The 19563-nt window shown below is 69.7% G+C and carries 19 protein-coding genes and 5 pseudogenes; 9 read left to right on the top strand and 15 right to left on the bottom strand.

What is annotated here, in order from left to right:
* Window positions 1-21 precede the first annotated feature (21 nt).
* The 4 genes from ACIA8X_RS45105 to ACIA8X_RS45090 form a co-directional block, all read right to left on the bottom strand.
* A complete protein-coding gene (locus tag ACIA8X_RS45105; protein WP_399460708.1) occupies window positions 22-1257 on the bottom strand; it encodes a CaiB/BaiF CoA transferase family protein in 1236 nt (411 codons plus the stop codon).
* A gap of 63 nt (window positions 1258-1320) precedes the next feature.
* Window positions 1321-1767 carry a hypothetical protein gene (locus tag ACIA8X_RS45100; RefSeq protein WP_393459570.1) on the bottom strand — a complete coding sequence of 149 codons (447 nt, stop codon included), beginning with the start codon at window positions 1765-1767 and terminating at the stop codon, window positions 1321-1323.
* Window positions 1768-1932: 165 nt separating this feature from the next.
* Window positions 1933-2589, bottom strand: coding sequence for a sigma-70 family RNA polymerase sigma factor (locus ACIA8X_RS45095; RefSeq protein ID WP_393459722.1), 657 nt, complete (start codon window positions 2587-2589; stop codon window positions 1933-1935).
* A 61-nt stretch (window positions 2590-2650) separates the two neighbouring features.
* Entirely contained in the window at window positions 2651-4129 is a 1479-nt protein-coding gene (locus ACIA8X_RS45090) for an MFS transporter (protein WP_399460707.1), read from the bottom strand.
* Window positions 4130-4239: 110 nt separating this feature from the next.
* Between ACIA8X_RS45090 and ACIA8X_RS45085 the strand changes: the two genes are divergently transcribed.
* From ACIA8X_RS45085 to ACIA8X_RS45070, 4 genes are all read left to right on the top strand, one after another.
* Window positions 4240-4752 (top strand): MarR family winged helix-turn-helix transcriptional regulator, encoded by a 513-nt coding sequence (locus ACIA8X_RS45085; RefSeq protein ID WP_399460706.1) that lies wholly within the window; start codon window positions 4240-4242, stop codon window positions 4750-4752.
* A gap of 427 nt (window positions 4753-5179) precedes the next feature.
* Complete coding sequence (locus ACIA8X_RS45080) at window positions 5180-5458, top strand: polyprenyl synthetase (RefSeq protein ID WP_399460705.1); 279 nt, start codon at window positions 5180-5182, stop codon at window positions 5456-5458.
* On the top strand, window positions 5448-6503 hold the full coding sequence (locus ACIA8X_RS45075; protein WP_399460704.1) for a polyprenyl synthetase family protein: 1056 nt from the start codon (window positions 5448-5450) through the stop codon (window positions 6501-6503). The genes ACIA8X_RS45080 and ACIA8X_RS45075 overlap by 11 nt, the downstream gene beginning before the upstream one ends.
* A 95-nt stretch (window positions 6504-6598) precedes the next feature.
* Window positions 6599-7756, top strand: a complete 1158-nt coding sequence (locus ACIA8X_RS45070; protein WP_393459585.1) for an oxygenase MpaB family protein — start codon at window positions 6599-6601, stop codon at window positions 7754-7756.
* 12 nt (window positions 7757-7768) lie between these two features.
* Here ACIA8X_RS45070 and ACIA8X_RS45065 read toward each other — a convergent pair.
* A pseudogene (locus tag ACIA8X_RS45065) lies at window positions 7769-8134 on the bottom strand (tyrosine-type recombinase/integrase); the annotation flags it as partial.
* Between ACIA8X_RS45065 and ACIA8X_RS45060 the strand changes: the two are divergent.
* A pseudogene (locus ACIA8X_RS45060) lies at window positions 8025-8303 on the top strand (hypothetical protein); the annotation flags it as partial. The pseudogenes ACIA8X_RS45065 and ACIA8X_RS45060 overlap by 110 nt on opposite strands.
* Before the next feature lie 180 nt (window positions 8304-8483).
* Here the strand turns inward: ACIA8X_RS45060 and ACIA8X_RS45055 are convergent.
* Complete coding sequence (locus ACIA8X_RS45055; RefSeq protein ID WP_399460703.1) at window positions 8484-9686, bottom strand: UDP-N-acetylglucosamine--N-acetylmuramyl-(pentapeptide) pyrophosphoryl-undecaprenol N-acetylglucosamine transferase; 1203 nt, start codon at window positions 9684-9686, stop codon at window positions 8484-8486.
* 89 nt (window positions 9687-9775) lie between these two features.
* Window positions 9776-11011, bottom strand: a complete 1236-nt coding sequence (locus ACIA8X_RS45050) for an MFS transporter (RefSeq protein ID WP_399460702.1) — start codon at window positions 11009-11011, stop codon at window positions 9776-9778.
* Between the two features lie 165 nt (window positions 11012-11176).
* Between ACIA8X_RS45050 and ACIA8X_RS45045 the strand changes: the two are divergent.
* The 4 genes and pseudogenes from ACIA8X_RS45045 to ACIA8X_RS45030 all read left to right on the top strand — a co-directional run.
* A pseudogene (locus tag ACIA8X_RS45045) lies at window positions 11177-11311 on the top strand (helix-turn-helix domain-containing protein); the annotation flags it as partial.
* Window positions 11312-11382: 71 nt separating this feature from the next.
* Window positions 11383-11547, top strand: a pseudogene (locus tag ACIA8X_RS45040) (UTRA domain-containing protein); the annotation flags it as partial.
* A 459-nt stretch (window positions 11548-12006) separates the two neighbouring features.
* Window positions 12007-12417, top strand: a complete 411-nt coding sequence (locus tag ACIA8X_RS45035; RefSeq protein WP_399460701.1) for a hypothetical protein — start codon at window positions 12007-12009, stop codon at window positions 12415-12417.
* Between the two features lie 81 nt (window positions 12418-12498).
* Window positions 12499-12657 carry a hypothetical protein gene (locus tag ACIA8X_RS45030; RefSeq protein WP_399460700.1) on the top strand — a complete coding sequence of 53 codons (159 nt, stop codon included), beginning with the start codon at window positions 12499-12501 and terminating at the stop codon, window positions 12655-12657.
* Between the two features lie 38 nt (window positions 12658-12695).
* Here the strand turns inward: ACIA8X_RS45030 and ACIA8X_RS45025 are convergent, their stop codons facing one another.
* The 8 genes and pseudogenes from ACIA8X_RS45025 to ACIA8X_RS44990 form a co-directional block, all read right to left on the bottom strand.
* The gene (locus ACIA8X_RS45025) at window positions 12696-12908 is read right to left on the bottom strand and encodes a hypothetical protein (RefSeq protein WP_399460699.1); all 213 of its coding nucleotides are present in this window, start codon (window positions 12906-12908) and stop codon (window positions 12696-12698) included.
* A 552-nt stretch (window positions 12909-13460) separates the two neighbouring features.
* The gene (locus ACIA8X_RS45020; protein ID WP_399460698.1) at window positions 13461-13988 is read right to left on the bottom strand and encodes a hypothetical protein; all 528 of its coding nucleotides are present in this window, start codon (window positions 13986-13988) and stop codon (window positions 13461-13463) included.
* Entirely contained in the window at window positions 13985-16459 is a 2475-nt protein-coding gene (locus ACIA8X_RS45015) for a molybdopterin oxidoreductase family protein (protein ID WP_399460697.1), read from the bottom strand. Before ACIA8X_RS45015 ends, ACIA8X_RS45020 begins: the two co-directional genes overlap by 4 nt.
* 132 nt (window positions 16460-16591) lie before the next feature.
* A complete protein-coding gene (locus tag ACIA8X_RS45010; RefSeq protein WP_399460696.1) occupies window positions 16592-17068 on the bottom strand; it encodes an SRPBCC family protein in 477 nt (158 codons plus the stop codon).
* Between the two features lie 231 nt (window positions 17069-17299).
* Window positions 17300-17653 carry an ANTAR domain-containing protein gene (locus tag ACIA8X_RS45005; protein ID WP_393459608.1) on the bottom strand — a complete coding sequence of 118 codons (354 nt, stop codon included), beginning with the start codon at window positions 17651-17653 and terminating at the stop codon, window positions 17300-17302.
* 258 nt (window positions 17654-17911) lie between these two features.
* Window positions 17912-18905 (bottom strand): annotated as a pseudogene (locus ACIA8X_RS45000) (Ppx/GppA family phosphatase).
* Between the two features lie 12 nt (window positions 18906-18917).
* Window positions 18918-19244 carry a plasmid stabilization protein gene (locus ACIA8X_RS44995; protein WP_393459611.1) on the bottom strand — a complete coding sequence of 109 codons (327 nt, stop codon included), beginning with the start codon at window positions 19242-19244 and terminating at the stop codon, window positions 18918-18920.
* A gap of 79 nt (window positions 19245-19323) precedes the next feature.
* A complete protein-coding gene (locus tag ACIA8X_RS44990) occupies window positions 19324-19512 on the bottom strand; it encodes a hypothetical protein (RefSeq protein ID WP_393459614.1) in 189 nt (62 codons plus the stop codon).
* Window positions 19513-19563 lie beyond the last annotated feature (51 nt).

The raw sequence follows: 19563 nt of genomic DNA, 5'->3' as shown, positions 1-19563 counted from the left end.
CGGTCAGGTGACCGCTCCGTGTCACGCGGAGGCGGGGTCGGGCTCGCCGGAGGGGCCGTGGAGGATCTCCGCCGTGTGCTGGCCCAGGCGGGGCGGGGGCAGGCGGTACCGCGCCGGTGTCTGGCTCAGCGCGATGGGGTGCGCGACCTGGCGGGAGGGCCTGCCTTCTTCTCCGTCGGCCGGGACGGCGGGGATGTCGACGATGCCGGGAAGACCGAGCTGCCGCGCGAAGGCGAAGGCATCGTCGAGGCTGTTGACCGGTCCGGCGGGCACCCCGGCGGCCAGCAGGACGTCCGACCAGTGGTCGGCGCCTGCCGCGCTGAGCCGCTTGACCAGGATGTCCCGGAGTTCGGCGCGGTGGGCGACCCGGTCGGCGTTGGTGCGGAAGCGGTCGTCGAGAGCGAGACCGGGATCCCCGACGAGTTCGGCGAGTGCCGCGAACTGCCGGTCGGTGCCCACCGCGAGGGCGAGCGGACGGTCGGCGGTCGGGAAGGTCTCGTACGGGGCGATGCTCGGGTGTGCGTTGCCCATGCGCCCCGGTACGACACCGGCGACAGCGAAGGCCGATGCCTGGTTGACCATGGCCGACAGCAGGGAACCGAGCAGGTTCACCTCCACTAGCTGCCCCTCTCCGGTGGCGTCCCGGTGCCGTAGGGCAGCCAGGATGCCGAGCGAGGCGTGCAGTCCGGTGATCACATCGACCAGGGCCACTCCCGCCTTCACCGGCTCCCCGTGCACGTCTCCGGTCACGCTCATCAGGCCGCCGACAGCCTGCACGAGCAGGTCGTATCCAGGGATCGCGGCGCCGGCGCCGCTGCCGAAACCGCTGATCGAGCAGTAGATCAGCTCAGGGTGCCGGGCACGGAGCTCCTGATGTCCGAGCCCCAGCCGTTCCATCGTGCCGGGCCGGAAGTTCTCTACCAGCACGTCGGACTCGGCAGCCAGGGAACGGGCCTGTTCCAGGCCCGCCTCGGTCGTCAGGTCCAGGACGACGGACCTCTTGTTCCGGTTGACGCTCAGGAAATACGTCGATGTTCCGTCGTGGTCCGCGGGCGGGTGCCAGGCCCGGGTGTCGTCCCCGATCCCCGGCCGCTCCACCTTCACCACGTCGGCGCCTAGGTCGGCGAGGAGCATCGTGGCATAGGGCCCCGCGAGAACCCGGGAGAAGTCGGCGATACGCACACCCTCCAGCGCGCCCCGTCCCGCTCCGTCGACGACGCCGGCCCATCCGTCCGGCGCGTTGTACTGGGTGCCCACGCACCCTCCTCTCTGATCGTGACGCCTAGGCGTACGTGACATGGCCGGAGCCGTTTCCCGTCATCACCAGCGCTCCAACGCCGTTGCACGGTAGGTGAGTTCGATGAGGGGAAGCCCCTGGTCGAGGGGCGCGACCGCCCGCACGACACGCACCCTCGCCCCGACCGCGACCACGACCGGTGCCGTCCTGGTGACCTGACAGACCAGGGTGAATCCCTCGTCCATCGCGACGAACCAGGTGTTGAGCGGAGTCTGTCCGATGCGGCGAACCAGGACCCCGGCACCCGTACTGCGCTCCCGTTCGAAGGTCGTGGCCCCACAGGCACGGCAGAACGAACGGCGGTAGGCCGGAGTGCCGCACCAGAGACAGCGCTGGAAGAGCAGTTCGCGGCAGTCCGCCGGGGTGGTCGGTGTGGCGGGCGCGGTCGTGGCAGACGCGGTCGTGGCGGCGGCAGCCGCTTCGCGGTCTTCCCACAACTCGGCGGGTTCACGGGTGTCTGTCCGGAGCATCACGGCCTCCTGCACGCAGTTCGGTGACCGGAAAAACGGGAGATCGGAATCCGATCTGGCTCCACCACCCTGGCCCCGTCGCAGATCGCCGGTCAACGACGAGCTGACGCATCTTTGTGCGCGGAACGCGTTCCATTCGCTGAGGTCAGAGCCGGTTTCCAGGCGCTACTCTGGGCTCACCTCGCATGCGCCCCGTTCACTGAGCGTCTGGCTCAGGTGGCCGCGGTCGCGGCTCCCGGGGCGTGGCGGGTGAGCAGCGCCCAACATCGAGCGCAACCGCGTGCGCCCCCGGTGCAGTCGGGACAACACCGTGCCGACGGGGGTCTGCATGATGTCGGCGATCTCCCGAACGGTGAAGCCCTCGACATAGGCGAGGTACACAGCGATCCGGAATCCCTCCGGAAGGGCCCGCAGCGCCGCTTCGACATCCCCGTCGGGCAGGCGGTCGAGCACCTCCGATTCCGCGGAGCGCAGACCCGTGGAGGTATGCGACTCGGCGCGGGCAAGCTGCCAGTCCTCTATCGCCACCGTGCCGTCACGCTGCGGGCGGCGCTGCCGTGCGCGGCAGGAGTTGAGGAACGTGGTGGTGAGGACGCGGTAGAGCCACGCCCCGAGGTTCGTGCCCTCGCGGAACTGGTGGAACGAGGCGTAGGCCCTGGCATACGTCTCCTGCACCAGATCCTCGGCGTCGGCCGGATGGCAGGTCATGCGCAAGGCGGCCGAGTAGAGCCGGTCGAGGAACGCCAGGGCCGGTTCGAACCGCGCATGACGCTGCGCCTCGGACTCCCTTCTGCCCTGCCGCCCAAGGTCTTCCCCGTCCACGACTGTGCTCAAAGTGCCTCCTGCATGACGGCCTGGGCTTCCTACTCGCGGGGCGGCGGGCTCAAGCGTCGACGACCGGAGTGGCCGCCGGGGCGGCCTCGGTGAAGCGCGGCAGGGCGGCGGCGCCGACCGCGAGCAGGGCGACGATGCCCATCTGGACGTACTCGACGCCGGCGAAGGCGTGAGCGATGTCGTGCGGAGCCAGGGTCAGGTAGAGGGTCCCGAGCGTGGCCACGCCGAGGGCGAGTCCGCTCTGCTGCAGGGTGATCAGTACTCCGCTGCCGACGCCGCCGAGGTGCGGCGGGACGTCGGCGAGCACGCTGCGGAACAGACCGGCGAACAGCATCGACTGCCCGGCTCCCACCAGAGCGAGCGGCCCGGCCATGGCCCAGAGACCGACATGCGGCCAGTTGCCGACCAGCACCGTCACCAGCAAGGCCAGACCGACGAGTTGGACGACGGCTCCCGCGGACAGCGCAGCCCTGCCGTACCGGCCGATGACGCGGGGTGCGAGCAGGGAGCCGGCGAAGAACAGCAGGGCCATGGGCAGAATGGCCAGGCCGCCGTGCAGAGCGTCGGCGTGCAGGCCGTTCTGGACGGTGAGGGCGAAGACGAACATGAACGCGCCGAAGCCGACGCTGAAGGCGAACACCATCACCAGGCCACGGGACATCGACGGCAGGCCCAGCACGGACGGTGGCAGCAGCGGCACCTCGCCGCGCCGCTCGGCGCGCTTCTCCACGCCGTAGGTGGCGCCGCCGAGGACGACCGCGAGGGCGAGCGACAGCCAGGTCCACCACGGCCAGCCCAGTGAGTGGCCCTCGGTCAGGGGAACCAGCAGGGCGGTCAGCGTGGCGGCGAACAGCACGGTGCCGGGCAGGTCGATGCCGACCGGATGGTGCGAGCGTGTGTCGGGCACGACGCGGGCCGCGACGACCAGCACCAGCACACCGAGGGGCACGTTGACCAGGAAGATCGGCCGCCACGAGGTCCCGGCGATGTCGGCGCTGACCAACAGCCCGCCCACCAACTGCCCGACCACGGCGGCGATTCCGGAGGTCGCGCCGTACAACGCCACGGCACGCGCCCTGCGTTCCCCTTCCAGGACGTGATGGAAGGTCGCCAGCACCTGCGGAACGAGCAGGGCAGCGGTGGCGCCCTGGACGATGCGGGCCCCGATCAGCACCCCCACGTCGGAAGCAACTCCGCAGGCCAGTGAGGCCAGTACGAAACCCACCAACGCACCGAGAAAGACGCGACGGCGGCCGTAGCGGTCCCCCAACCGGCCGCCGAGAACCAGCAACGTGGCGTACGCGACGCCGTACCCGGCGATCACCAGCTCCAGCGACGACGCGGAGGCGTGCAGCGAGGCGTCGATGCTGGGCAGGGCCACGTTGGTGATGAAGAAGTCCATGATCGGCAGGAACGCGCCGGCCAGCAGGACGAACACCCCGAACGGATGCAGCCCGCCTGCACGGGCCGTGGCATGGGGCGAGAGCCCGCTCGCCCTGGCATGCAGGGAGGAAGTGGGCGCTGTCATGACAGCCTCCAGGAGATAGAGAAGTGAGAGAAGTTATGAGGTCATAACTACAAGCCTCGCTGCGAGTATGGGGTCATAACCACTTCCGGGCAACCCCGTACCCTGGAGCCGTGACGGAGGAGCAGACACACCCAACGGACTCGATGACCACGCCGGACGATGAGCAGCGGTGGGCCGAGCTGGCCGACCTCGTCCTGATCGTCAGCCGGGAGATCCAGTTCCGCGGCTACACCGACGAGCGGGCCATCCCCCTGTCACCGTCCGAGGGCATGGTGATGCGCTACCTGCAGCACGAGCCCCCCGCCCCGCCCAGCCGCATCGCCACGGCGACCGGACTGCAGCGCACCAACCTCTCCACCGTCCTGCGCGGACTGGAGCACAAGGGCCTCATCGAGCGACGCGCCGACCCGGGCGACCGCCGCGGCGTCACCGTCCACGCCACCGACCACGGACGCGCCAACTACGCCCTCGTCCGCCGGGAATGGGCCGCAGCCGTCTCAGCAGCGGCCCACCACGACTCCACACACCTCGACGCCGCCCTCACCCTGCTCGGCGCCGTGGAATCCGGCCTGGCCAAGTCACGGCCACGGTCCCGTGCCACGCATCCGACGACGGAGTCATGAACTCCTGACGGGGCACCGAACTTCGCGACCGTACCGGCACCCCGTTCCGCTCACGTCATGGCGAGGAACCCGCCCGGGCACAGGAACTGCCAGGTGTTAGCGCTGAAGTACGCGGCGGCAGGGAGCCGTAGCGCGACCAGGGGGTGATGGCACTCCTGATGCGTCATCGGAAAGATGCGCGCCTGCACCAACAAGGCTAAATACCCAGCTTCCCGCGCGGGCTGGATACCCCTGAGCGTCAAACGAGCGTCACGGAAGAGTCCACCTTGTGCCTGCCCCAGCAGCAGCGGCATCCGTGATCCGCACGGGCGAGCGGTGGGATCACTCGATCGTGAGTTCTGCCCCTCTCGCACCCGGTGGGACGCGATGCTCGCAAGGACGGTGAGCGCCCGGGGCCGCTGGCGGTACGACGGATGAGGGAGATGGCGTGACGCAAGAAGCGGGACGGCGCGGAGGCTTAGACAGTCAGGCGCTGCTGCTGGCTGCCGGGCTGGCCGATCTGGCGGTGAGCACGGTGGGTTCGGCCCTGGGGACGGTGCGTGGGCTGCTGCGCCGGTCGGACGCCGCGGAGTTGGCGACGGATGCCGAGCACGAGCTCGTGGCGCGTGGGCGTCTGGTGCTGGACCGGTACGCGGCTGTACCCCCAGCCCATTTGGAGATCCTCGCCCAGCGCGCTCTGGTTCGGCGGTCCACCGGTGGCGTATGACCGGTGGGAGTCGACCGCGTTCAAGGCCCGCGTGGACGAGGTGCTGCGTCGATTCGTCGCCCGGGAGGCAGACGAATTCGCGGCGGTTGATCCGCTGCTCGACGCCGTGGCCGAGAGGCTGGAGGCGGCGGTCGCGGACGGCAAACGGCTGCGGGCGGCGTTCTGCTACTGGGGGTGGCGGGCGGCGGGGCAGCCGGACAGCGACGCGCTGGTGCGGGCGGCGGCTTCGATGGAGCTGGTGCATGCCGCCGCGGTCGTGCATGACGACCTCATCGACGACAGCCCGCTGCGGCACGGGCGGCCCACAGCCCACGTCGCCCTCCTCGGGGCCGTAGGGGCTCGTCCGGACGCCGAGGCCGCCGCGCGGTCGTTGGCGATGCTGGTGGGAGACCTGCTGATGGCGCTGGCCGGGCAGTTGTTCGCCACCAGCGGTCTGCCCGCCGCGTATCTCGTCCGGGCCCGCCCCTTGTGGGCAGTGATGGCCCGTGAGCTGATCGCGGGTGAGTGTCTGGAGATCCTGCGCACCGGAACCGGTCCGGACACCGAGGCATCACTGAAGGTGATCCGGTACAAGACCGCCAAGTACACCGTCGAACAGCCCCTGTTGATCGGTGGTGCGCTGGCCGGTGCGGGCGCGCGGCTGCGCGAGGGCTACTCCGCGTACGGGCTTCCGCTGGGCGAGGCGTTCCAGCTCCGGGACGACCTGCTCGGGCTGTTCGGAGACCCCGGGCTCACCGGCAAGGCCAACACCGACGATGTGCGCGGCCGACGCCCCACGACGCTGCTGGCAGAGACATGGCGTCTCGCCGACGACGCGGAGCGCGAACTACTGAACTCCCTGCTGGGCCGGGGTGACCTGGACAGGGAGGGGCTGGACTCGGTGCGCGAGGTGATGCGCCGGCTGAGGGCGCCCGACCGCATCGAGGACATGATCCAGGCACGGGTCGAGGAGGCTCTCGGTGCCCTCCACGAGCTGGATCTACCGGCACACGCCGCCGCCGGACTGACCGCGCTGGCGCATTCCGCGGCGGTACGCCTGTCCTGACCCCCGCATCGGGGTGGCGCAAGCCAGTGCCCTCCCGGGCAGCCGCCCCTCCCGCCCGTCGTGCACGCGCCCCGAAGAAGACGAGGAACCCTGCCGTGACCTACACCGACGCATCGCTGGACGCCCTGCGGCAGGCCGGGGACGAACTCGCCGATGCCACCGTCGCCGAGCTCTTCGAACGCGGGGAGGTGGGCAAGTTCAACACCCTGATGCGCTACGTCTCCACCGCCGGCGCTCCCCTGCCTGACGGCCTGCCCGACGTCGCGCGCGAGTACCTCGAAGCCACCCGCACCCCGCCGGCCTGGGTGGACTGGGCGGAGATGGAGAAGGCCCGGCTGTTCTTCATCGACAACAACGTGCACATCTCCACCGCGCTGTCCTTCGCCTCCATGCCCGCCTGCTACCTCGTCCCGCACGTGGCGAAGCTGCTGTCGGCCACCCACGGGCTGAAGTACCCCTCCAAACGGATGGCGGAGACCGGCCAGTTCACCGTCCATCTGATGCAGCCCGACGCCTTCGAGGCCGGCAGCCGCTTCATCCCCGCCGCCCAGAAGGTCCGCCTCCTGCACGCTTCCATCCGCCACCACCTCACACGCGAGAGCCGCTGGGACACCGCGGCGCACGGGACGCCGATCTGCCAGGAGGACATGATCGGCGGGCAGATGTTCTTCTCCCTGCTCGTCCTGGACAGCCTGCACCGTCTCGGCATCCATATGTCGACCGAGGGCGCGGAAGCGTACTACTACGCGTGGCGCGTCGTCGGCGCCATGCTCGGCGTCGACCAGGACGCCGTCCCCCGAACTCTCGACGAGGCCCGCCGGTTCCTCGACCTGTACATGGTCCGGCACATGGGGCCCTCCGAGGAGGGCACCCATCTGACCCGGCAGCTGATCGACCTCTACGAGGAGGTCGTGCCCGGCACCCTCTTCGACCCCATCGTCTCCGCCCTCATCCGCCACCTCATCGGCGACACCTGCGCCGACTGGCTCCACGTGCCGCGCACATCGTGGGACACCGTCGTGAAGGCCGTACCCCACCTCCTCGGCGTCCTGGAGACCATCGAGGACCGCTCCCCGCTCGGCGCCTGGGCCCTGGACCGCCTCGGCCACCTCACCACGGTCCTCGAGTTGTCCTCCCTCACCCGTGGACGCGTCATGCACTACGCGATCCCCGAAACCCTCAAGAAGGACTACGGCATCACCAGCGTGGTCCCCCGCACCCACCGGTGGATCCCGCCGGCCGCCACCGTCTGACGCCCCTCGCACTCAGAGACAACGACCCGCTGGTATTCGGACCAGCGGGAGTAACTGCTTGCGACCGCCGGACGAATCGGGGAAACTTCCGCAGCGCGCCCCACCGGCCACGGGCAGTGCCGTTCTCTGGGGAGAATCTGCGGAGAATGAGCCGCGCCCCTTGCCGCCTGCCTCGGGCATGAAGTGCGCGTAGTAATCCAAGGTGATGGTCGGGCTCGAGTGGCCGAGCCAGCGGGCCAAGGTGACGACGGACTCGCCCGCTTCGAGGATGACCGAGGCGTACGTGTGTCGGAGCACGTGGAAGCCGTCCTTGCGGGATGCCTTCCACCGCTCGTCCTTCTTCCGCATGGGGATGACACCGGCGGTGGCGAGCACTGGCGCAGGGATCCGCGACAAGTGGACCGGCAAACCCGCCCACCCCGCCATGGCCGAAGCCGCCGCGCACCACGACTACGACCTCAGCGGACACCGCGCCCGCCAGGGAGACCGCGACCTGATGCACTGGGCCGACACCGTCCTGGCCATGGATGCCACAAACCTGACGGCGCTGCATGAGCTGGCCGACGAGCACATGGTCGGCCGACTCGCGCTCTACCTAGGCGACTTCACGGGCCGTCTGCGCCTGCGCGCGCCGAGCGGCCCCGCGACGTACCCGACCCGTTCGACCACCGGGCAGCGCGCTCCACGAGCGCATCGAGATGATCGTCGCTGGCGCCACCAGGCGCGTTCAGCGCCCGGACGGCTGACCTACGGCCGACAGGACCGCGTCGACAAGCCGTTCCGCGGCATCGGGGCGGCCATGAGCGCGCGCCCGCTCGGCGACGCCCGCGCGCCGCACGCCATCGGTGAGCAGTGGACCGACAGCCGCCTGCAGGCTCGCCGGTGACACCTCGTCCAGCAGGGCGACGGCAGCACCTGCGTCCTGCAGGTGGCGTGCGTTGTGGGCCTGCTCGTTGCCGGCCGACGACGCCAGGGGGATGAACACCGCGGCCTTGCCAAGGGCGGTCAGCTCGGCGATCGTCCCGGCGCCGCTGCGGGAGATCACCACATCGGCCAGGGCCAGGACGTCGGGCAGCTCGCTGCCGACGAACCCGGTCAGGTAGTAGCGGGCCGCCAGGGCGGGCGGCAAGGTCGCCGCCAGCTCCCGCATGGCGGACAGGTTGGCCTCGCCGCACTGGTGGATGACGTTCGCGTGGCCCAGAAGCCACGGCAGGATCCCGCCGACGGTCTGGTTGATCTGAGCCGAGCCCTGCGCTCCACCGGTGACATACACGGTGGGCAAGGAACGGTCGAAGCCCGTCAGGGACAGAGCCTCCACAGCCTTCTCCGCCTGCCCCGCCAGTACCTCCGGCCGCACCGGATTACCCGTCACCACGGCGCTGGCACGAGCCGCCTCCGGCAGCAGCGAAAGAGTGGACTCCGAGGACACGGCGAAGACGGCCGCAGCCCGCGCGAGAGCCTTGTTGGCAAGACCGAGACGCACCGTCTGCTCGTGCACCACCAGCGGACGCCGGCACAGCTTCGCCGCCAGCCCCACCGGCACAGCCACATAGCCACCCGTGGCCAGCACGACGTCCGGCCGGAAATCGGCGACGATCCTCCGCGCCTGGCTCACACCGCGCGGCACGTTCGTCATGTCCTTCACGTTGGCCGGCGAGACCAGCTTCAGTGGATTCTTCGAACGACGGATCTTGCCCGTGGCGACCTCGACGAACGGGATGCCCTCGGCGGCGGCCACGCGGGCCTCCAGCCCACTCGCGGTGCCCACCCAGAGCACATCGAGAGGCCTACCCGCGGTGGCCAGACGTGCCTGCAGGGTCCGCACAGCGGTGAGGGCCGGATACGTATGTCCACCGGTCCCGCCTCCAGTGACGATCAGGCGGAAGGGCACCGCAGGGCTGGTACCAGCGCCCTGGAAGAAGTCAGCCATCCCGGGAGACTAGCGCGACCTCCCAAAGGGACGTCGCGTTCGGGCAGGTGTCTGAAGGGACCCAGGCCGACAGGAGGGGGTGTGGGCAGCTAGCGTTCTACGCGCTTCAGACCGCGCACGGCCGGGATTGCCAGCAGCAGGGCGCAGGCGACGAGCGCCATGGACGCGGACACACACAGCAGCGGCGTCGTCCCCGCGACAACCGAGAGCGGCCCTGCCATCGCCTGCCCGACTGGCTTCATCACCAGCGAGCCTGCCGCGTCGTAAGCGTGCACGCGGCCGAGGACGTCCTGCGGGATGTGTGTCTGCACGCTCGTGTGGAACATGACGATCCAGAACGCCATGCCCACGCCGCTCACCCCGTAGCACCCGGCAATGAGTGGCGCGGGAAGGCCGAGAGCGACACTCAACGGCATGGGCGCCCACAGGATCATGGAGAGGGCGCCGGCCCGGAGCGGATACCGCGGACGGAGCCTGATCGCGACGATTCCGCCCAGCACGCTTCCCGCCCCGAGGGACGACATGACCAAGCCGAACGTCGATGCTCCGTAGTCGGTGACCAGCGTGCTGTTGCCGAGGGTCATGGTGGGGCCGGCGCCGGCCAGCTGCCAGAGCATGAAGACGACGATGACACTCCACAGCCAGGTCCTGGCCCGGAACTCCCGCCATCCCTCGACGAGATCGGCGCGGAACGTCGATGCGCCGTTTCGCTCGGCCGGGCCCATCGGGACCGAACGGAGCAGGAGCAGGCAGGCGCCGCTGACCCCATAGGTCAAGGCGTCGAGGGCGACCACCGTTGCCGGTGAGGAGACCACCAGCAGCAAGCCGGCCAGCGACGGGCCGATCACAGCGGTGACGGACTCTGCGATGCGCAGGGTGGCGTTGGCCTTCTGCACGTCCTTGGCTATGCGCGGGGTAATGCTTGCGACTCCCGGCTGGAAGATCGCGCTACCCGCTCCGACCAGGGCCAACAGCACCAGGATCTGCCACAGTGGCGGCGTACCCAGCGTGAACAGCAGCGCGAGCAGCGCCTGAAAGCACAGTCGGACCGTGTCCGAGACGACCATCAGCCGCCGGGCACCGAAGCGGTCGGACAGCACCCCGCCAAAGATGATCAGCGCTGCGAACGGCGCCACGAGCGCGGCCAGCGCATAGCCCACCCCACTCGCGCCGTGACCCGCCCGGATCACGGCGGCCGTGATCGCGACGGGGAGCATCGCGTCACCCAGCAAAGAGGTGGTGCGGGCGGTGAAGAACAGCCGGAAGTCCGCTGTCCAAAGAGGCGGATGGGACGAGGTCTCCTCGGCTTGCAGGTCACGGGCCATGTCCGAGCCAGCCACCGCACACCGTCCCACGTATGCCGTTGATCCCGACCAAGGCGACAGTCTCCGGCCTCGCCCGTCCCTCAGTCAACGGAGCATGTTCAACAAGCCCAGCACGTACGCGCGTTTGAGGACACCGCCGGACTGGAGTGGCCACGGGATTGGACGGTGGAGAGGACACCCTGCGGATGGGCCCATCTTGGCGCGCAGCAGTCATACACGATCGGCCAGACGGCCCGGCTGCTCGGCGTGAGCCCGGACACCGCGCGGCGCTGGGCGGACGCGGGCGGCGCCGCAGCTCACACACCACCGCCTCCGCCTCCCCGGCGATCCGGTGCGGACACGAGACGGGCCGGTGCGAGCGGTCCGCCAGCCCCGGCAAGGCGACCGCCGAGGAGGCGCTACTTCTCGGTATCCAGAAGGCCGCACTCGTGACGCACATCAGGCGGACGTACTACAGCGACGACGGGCGGCCCGTGGAGACGGCGGACATTGTGGTTCCCGCCGCTCACTGCGAGATCGTCTACGAGATCCCGATCGAACCGTCACCAGCCCTGCCCCTGCCACCTGTCGAAGTCGAATGCGTGTCGAAGACCGATCGGCGAGACACCCAGCGGCGGAAGAAACGCAGGTCAGCAGCAGACTGACACCCGACCCACCAAGCGCCTTCCAAGCGCTTGGCCCCAGGTTCGAGTCCTGCCGGGGGCGCCTAGTCTCCGCCCTCCCGCCGGGAGGGCGTTTTCGCTGGTCAGATGCGGTTTCATGACGGCCAGGGTGGCCTCGAAACTCGACCTTGCCGTCGTAACCGCGAGAAGTGTTGCCTCACCCTTCGCGTTGTCGTTCCTGATCCCACGCAGAGGGGTGCAAACGTGGAGGTCCGGGCCCTGGTTGATGGCAGGGACATCCTGGCTGACGCATTTACAGAGGGTCCGGGCGAAGATCCCCAGTACCTATTGGTGCCCGGCGGCCCTCTCACTGCTGCCTCGGAACCGCACGAGGTGCAGCTGGCCGAGGCGTCGTGCACCGAAGGCTGCTGCGGCGCTCTCTACGTGACCATCCAGCGCGACGGCGACTACGTGCTCTGGGACGACTGGCGCAATCCCGACGAGGACGAGGTCGACTTGCCTGCCTTCCGCTTTGAGGCTCAGCAGTACCAGAGAGAAGTCGAGCGGGCGACCGCGGACCGCAGCTGGGAATGGCCGGCGCGGACCGTTGCACGGCTCCTGGAGCAAGACCTCCGAGAACGCACTGACTGGCTCGCACTGTGGGAATGCGAACTCGGCGCCGTGTCCGCCTGGCCCTGGGAACCGGACCAGGTCAGCGTCTTCCTGAACCGCCCGGCGCGCGCTGGGCACAGGTCGGCCGTGCAAGCTCACTGGCCGTCCGTTCCACCGCAGGCCATGCGGTGATACGCCAGCCTTCGAGGCCGTAATGGCGCACACCCGAGTGGGCGTGACCACCCGCATCCACGCTGGCGGGGAATCCGCGCGGTGCCCCCCACACACAACTGGCTGACCCAGATCGGGCACCTGCTGCGGCGAGGTCGTCGCGGCGGCTACCCGCCCGGCTTCGATACCGAGAGCTGCAAGCAGCGGAACACCGTCGAACGCGGCACCAGCCGAGACATCGCCTGGGCGGTCGACCGTTGAGGTCTTCCCTGCGGCGACCCGTTTGCCCTTGCCCTTTGTCAGGGCTTCCACACCTCTGGCCCGCCCTCATGCCACTCGATCAGACCCGACTCGACGACATCCAACTCGTCCCAGCCGGTCAGGCCGGCGTTCTGCAGAAACACGGTGAGCTCGTGGAGGCTGTACGCGGTGCCGAGCACCTCGCCCCCGACGCGCACCTTGCGGCCACCACGCTCGGACGGCGGGTAGACGATCACGCGGGGTTCGGACATGGCACCAGCCTCACCCCTGGCCCGTGGCCCCGCATCCCAAGCGCATGGTCATGCCGGCGTAGGGCGGCCCAGAGCATTCGGCCGGCCGCATAGGTCCGACCGGGCTCAAGGTGCCGTCGAAGTGGGGTGGTCACCGTTCCGGAGCATGCGCAGGACGGCCCGCTCGGCGGGTCCCGGCATGCGGGGACACCGACCCGCGCCGACTCGCCGACCTGGCACGGCAGACCGAGGACCTCGGCGATCGTCACCCCTTCTTCGTAGAACTCGATCACCCGCGGTACACATCGCAGCGCACGAGGGCCGACGCCACCGTCGGGAGCAGGCCGCCCAGCTGTCCCAGGAACGTGACGACAGCGAAGTGCATTCGACGGGAAGCAGGCGTACCCGACCGATCGACAGGCACCCCTGTGCCATCGACCCGCGCGATCGAACATCGCCCAACGCTGCTGTTGGAAGGCGGGATTGGGACACGGAGAGCAGCCTCTACGGCATTCCGATGCAGTACTGGAGGATCATCGGCTGGATCCGGAGTTGTCCGTCTATGCCCGGTGATTACCGCCTCGCGCTCGACGCGGCCGTACGTGAAAATCCGTTCGCGTTGGAGAGCAGTTGCGGGGAGAGGGTTTTGATCATGGTGTTGGTCCAGCGCATCTGACGCAGGGTCTGCGGGTGGCAGGCGGTGCTGAGTTCGAGCAGGCGGTTGTCGCCGGTGGCTTGTGCGGCCTGGGCGAGCATCTCCCAGTGGAGGGAGTTGTCGGCGACGGCGAGGTGGAGGGCACGTAGATCGTCCAGCAGGCGCAGGTCGGGATCGGAGGGCTCGTCCAGCGTGTGGGCGGGTGGCTCAGTCTTCGCCCGCATGCTCGACGGGCTGCCGGGGCCGGGGTCGGACAGGTGGAGTCCCTGAGGTTCGGCGCCGCGGGCGATGCGTTCGGCGTGCTCGTGGGACCAGCGGGCGAGGTCTGTGGCGACGTGGTGGACCTCGTGCTCGGCGGGGTGGCGTTCGGCGGTGGAGAGCAGGGCTTGTTCCAGGGCGCGTTCGCCTTCGTACAGGGCGCGCAAGACGGTCGGGATGCCGTTCATCGCCGGTCGCCATCCGAGGATACGACGGTCTGGTGGGCCACCGCGGAGGGGCCGCCCGTGGTGGGCGGGACGGATCGTGGGTCGGCCGGGGCGGAGGCCGTGGTGGTCGGTGCCGGGCAGAGGGCGCCCTCGGCGCGCTCGACGAGGGTCAGACGCACGGCGGCGGTCTTGAACAGCGGCTGTTTGGAGACCGGGTCCCAGTCGGTGACGGTGGTCTCGTTCGCCGCCCGGCCGCCGTCCTTTCCGGTGTGGTCGCCCTCCGGGGTGTCCCAGTAGCCGTAGTGGAAGGGCAGGAACACCATGCCGTCGCGGATGCCCGTGATCCGCAGGCGGCCACGCACCGATCCCCGCGGACTGGTGACCTCGACCAGATCGCCCTCTGCCACGCCGTGCGGCAGCGCCTCGCCGGCGGAGAGTTCCACCCACACCTCGGGGGCGGCGGCGTTCAGCTGCGGTGTGCGGCCGGTCTTTGTGCGTGTGTGGAAGTGGTACAGGGTGCGGCCCGTGTTCAGCTGCAACGGGTACTCGTCGTCCGTCGTCTCGTGCGGCGACAGATACTCGGCCGCCTTGAGGACCGCCCTGCCTTCCGGGTTGAGTGCCCGGTACTCGGTCTCGGACACGGACGCGCCGGTGACCAGGTCCCTGCCGTAGGTCTCGCAGACGTCGGGGGCGGCCCAGGTGACTCCCTCGGTGTAGAGCCGTTCCGTACCATCGGGTGCTTCGCGCGTGCAGGGCCACTGGATGCCGCTGGCGCCCCGCAGCCGTTCGTAGGTCAGGCCGGTGTAGTCGCAGGGCCGGCCGCGGCTGCACTCCTTCCACGCCTCGAACGCCGACTCGGCGTCGTGCCAGGGGACGAGCGGGCGGTCATCCTTGTCGCGGAAGTCCATCCTGCGTGCGTAGTCGAGCAGGATGTCCAGGTCCGGGCGCGCGTCGCCGGGCGGGTCGACCGCCTTGTCGGAGAGGTGGACGGTGCGGTCGGCGTTGGTGAACGTGCCGGTCTTCTCCCCCCAGGTCGCGGCGGGCAGGACGACGTCCGCGAGTTGGGCCGTCTCGGTGAGGTACAGGTCCTGGACGACCGTGAACAGCCGCTCTTGGCCGAGGATGCCGCGGATACGGTCGAGTTCGGGCAGGGAGACAGCCGGGTTGGTGCCGGAGATCCACAGCATCCGGATCGAACCCTGCTCGGCGTAGCGGAAGATCTGCATCGCGGGGGTGGGCGGCGCGTAGTGGGGGATGCGGGACGGTTCGACGTTCCAGACCCGGGCGAGGTCGGCCACGTGGGCGTCGTTCTCCCAGTTGCGGAAGCCCGGCAGGTCGCCGTTGGCGCCGCACTCGCGGGTGTTCTGGGCGGTGGGCTGGCCGTTCATCTGCAGCACGCCGCAGCCGGGGCGGCCGAGCATGCCGCGGATCAGCTGGAGATTGTTGACCTGGCAGGCGGCCGCGGTGGCCTGGTGGGACTGGTAGACGCCCTGGAGCACGGTGGACAGGAGCCGTTCGGCGCCGCCGAGGATCTCGGCGGCTTCGGCGATCTTCCGGGCCGGTACGTCGCAGATCCGGGCGGCCCAAGCCGGGGTGCAGTCGGCTACGCGCGCGGCGAGTTCTTCGAAGCCGACGGTGTGTGCGTCGATGAACGCGTGGTCGACTCGGTCCGTTCGGATGATCTCGTACAGCAGCGCGTTCAGCAGGGCCACGTTCGTGCCGGCGCGCGGAGCGAGGTGGACGCTCGCCTGCCGGGCCACCGGTGTGGGGCGCGGGTCCACGCACACCAGCCGCGGCGGGTCGCCGCCCGCCAGCCGGTCCAGGACCCGCATCCACAGCACCGGCTGGGTCTCGGCCATGTTGTGCCCGAACAGGGCGATGACGTCGGCGTAGTCGATGTCCGTGTAGGAGGCGGGCTGGCCGTCGCAGCCGAAGGTCTCCTTCAACGCCTCGGCGGCGGTCGCCGTGCACAGACGGGTGTTGCCGTCGAGGTGGTTGGTGCCGAGCCCGGTACGGGCGATCACCGCCAGTGTGTAGTACTCCTCCAGGAACAGCTGGCCGCTGGTGTAGAAGCCGAGAGAGCCCGGTCCGCGCTCGTGCAGCAACTGCTGGGACCGGTCGACGATGCGGTCCATGGCGGTGTCCCAGTCGCGGGCCACCAGGCGCCCACCCTCGCGGATCAGTGGGGTGGTCAGCCGGTCCGGGGAGTGGTTCGCCTGCCAGCCGAACAGGTCCTTCGGCCCGAGCCGGCCGCAGTTCACCCGGTCCTGCGGACGGCCACGCACCCCGACGATCCGTCCGTCGGCGATGGCAAGGTCCATCGCGTCCCCGTTGGAGTGCAGGAGCGAAGCCGTCTGCACCCACCGTTGCACCTCGTCGGCCGTCACGCCGGGCTCCAGGAACGAGTCGACCCGTGCCGGCCACTGCGTGTCGGGGTCGTACGGGGTGCGCTCGCCCCAGGGCTCCGCGATCCGGTCCACCTCGGCTCGCATCCCCAACCTCCGTGTCTTACGTACCGGTTCAGGCTGTGTGCATCGAGCCCCCCGGGGCGGGCTTCCCGGCCAGCCCCACTGAGGCGCGGGGCTGACCTGGGTCGCTCTGTCTGCGCCCACCATGTGGAGCTGTCAGAGGCTGGTGCCGGGGTCTTCCGGCCGGATGCGTCCGCGCCAGCCGCCGCTCTGGCCGCCGCCGCTCTCGACGTAGTCCTTGAAGCGACGCAGGTCCCCCTTCACCCGCCGGTCGATCACACCCAGCGCGTCCGCGCCCTTCTCGACGACACCGGTCGGCTCCACATCCATCGAAAGCTCCACCCGCGTGTGGGTGTCGTCCAGCCGCTCGAACCGGACCGAGCCGCGCTGCTCGGAGTCACCACCGATGGACCGCCAGGTGATCCGGTCGTCCGCCAGCTGATCGACGATCTCCGTGTCGAACTCGCGCCGCACCCCACCGATGCTGGTGGTCCAGTGGTTGTGCCGGTCGTCGAGCTGCCGAACCTCCTCCACGCCTTCCATGAAGCGCGGGAACTCCTCGAACTGGGTCCACTGGTCGTAGGCCATGCGGAGCGGGACCTCCACCTCGACCGTTTCCTTGACCGTGCTCATCGATACCTCCTGGTCCACTCTTCGCGGGGGCCGGCCGCGTGGAGCGAGCCGACCTCCTGTGTGTGCGAGGCGCCGGGTACCCGGGAAATCCGACGTAAAAGATCGTTGTCGGCGGTCTCGGCCTGCTGCACGCGTTTCGGCTGCGCGTGGACATCAGCTACACGTTCCCGGCCAGGCGTGGGCGTACTGGCGGTGAGGTGCCGTACGGCTGCCTGCGGACCTACCTGCGCCCTACGCGTCTTCGGCTCGGCGAGTGCGCCATACCGCCACCGCCGCCGCCAGGTGGTCTTGGAGGTGGGCCGGTATCGGCTTGTGCTGCGTGGCAGTGACCACGGCCTCCGCCACATCGTGCAGTTTGGTGTTGGAGTGCTGGGACACCCGGACCAGCATCTGCCACGCCTCTTCTTCGGTGCATGACCAGGTCGCCATCAGCACACCGCGGGCCACGTCAATCACCGGCCGCCGGTCCAAAGCCTCCTTGAGCTGCTCTGTCTCCTCGTACAGCAGCTCGGCCTGCTCGACGACCGGCAGCCCTGGAAGCGGTCCGGCTTGTTCCCGGTCCTCACGCTGCGGATCACCGGGCATCTCTCCACGGCGGGGGCCAGGGCCCTGGGGAGGTCGCATGACGTCAGCCTGCCCGGCATCGTCCTGCCCACACGCGATCGCCTCGCGACCGCGGGCAAGAGATTGAGAAAGCCTGCCCACCCAAACCGAGGTCAGTAGCCGGCGGGGCCCCGACAGCCCGCCGCCTCGTCCACCTCGGCGCCCTGTTGCGACGCGGACGTACCGGGTCAGCCACACATGGCAGGCCGCCTCGCATACGCCTGTGCGCGCCCGCAGGCTTCAGTCCGTCGGAGTGGCGATCCGCAACGGCACCCGGCCGGTCGGCACCGTATCCTCGCCGCCGTCCGTGACTCCAGACCACCAGGCGGCACCGTCCTCGACGTAGCGCAGCAGGACTCCTTCCCGGATGGCCCACGGGCTTATCTCAGCGGTCTTTATCCCGGAGAGCTTCATGACCGTGGGACCTACTACCGCCCCGGCCAGACTCTGCCTTGCCCTCGGCGCGGAGATCCCGGGCAGCCGTGCACGCTCAGCCGCGGGCAGCGCCGCGAGAGAGTCGATACATCTATGCAGCTCGCAGCGTACGAGGTGGCGGAGCACGAACGGGCCCTCCCGCCCCGGGGGCCCCACAGAGTCGTCCCAGCTGCTGGAAGGTGCGCGAAGTCGCCACCGTCGTCCGCGGGCCCTCCCAGCGGATCCGCCCGGCAACATCACGCAGCTGATGGCGTACTCTCCGGCGCAGCGACTTCACACTCCGTGCGCTCGGCGGATCCTCGCCCTGGAAGAACTCGCGGGTCAGCCGGTTCGCGCCGAGCGGCAGCGAGGCCACAAAGTCCGGCAGCCGGCCGCGTCCCGAAAGCCACCTCCAACGAACCGCCGCCGATGTGGAACAGCACCAGCGGCCCGGCCTGCCAGCCCATCCAACGCCGCGCACCGAGAAACGTCAGCTCCGCCTCCACCTCGCCCGGCAGCGTGCAGATCTGCACCCCCGTCCCGACGCGGACCGCGCGCAGCACCTCCCCACGGTTCGGCGCATTGCGCACCACCGCCGTGGCAAAGCCAACGGCCCAGCCGCACCCCACCGCTGAGCCGTCTCACCCGCCGCCGCGACCGCCTCGACCAAGCGCCCCACAGCCTCCTCGGAAAGATGCCCCTCCACATCCACGTGCTCGGAAAGCCTCAGTCTCCACTTGGAGGTGTGCACCGGCAGCGGCACTCCGTCCGACGTATCCGCAGGCGCCGCCCGCCTCACTTCCGGCCGCTCCGGTGGCAAGGCCGCCTCTGGTCAGCGGCCCAGCGCGTTCTCCAGCTCCCTCTTGTTCATCGAGGAGCGGCCATGGATGTTGCGCTTCTTGGCCTCTGCGTACAGCTGATCCTTGGTCGGACCTTCAGCGCCGCTGTGCGAGCGCTGCCCACCACGCTGGGACGCCGACTTCGGGTCACGAGTTGAAGATTTGCTCGCGGTCTTCGACTCGCCCGACCTGGCCCGCTCCTTGTTGACGGTCCGTGCGGCGATCTCCTTGGCCCGCTTCGGCGACTCGCCACGGTCCTCGGCACTCTTCTTTACGTGTTCGTACTGGCGCTCGCGCTTGGAGCTGGATCCGGCCGGCATGGTGGCTCTCCTTCTCGTTGGGACGGTGGTGAGGTAGCTGTATCGACCTCACCAGGCAGCGACGGGCCGTCAGGCCGGATCACGGGTGCTCGGCCTGCTGTTCCGGCGGCACCCCTCCGCCTTCGCCACCACCCTTGTCTCCCTTGTCCGTTCCGTGGGCACGGCCGCCCTTCGCCTCGGCCTGCCGCGCCTTGAGTTCGCCGCTCTGCTGCGGCGTGGCGCCGCCCTTTTGACTGCGTCGCTGTTCTGGCTGCTGGGGATTGGACATCCGCGGGCACCTCGCTCGTAGCTCGCGTCGGACATCGTTCGGATCGACGAG

Source organism: Streptomyces sp. NPDC051738 (assembly GCF_044453205.1).
GTDB lineage: Bacteria > Actinomycetota > Actinomycetes > Streptomycetales > Streptomycetaceae > Streptomyces.
This window is presented reverse-complemented; position numbering and strand designations above follow the sequence as displayed.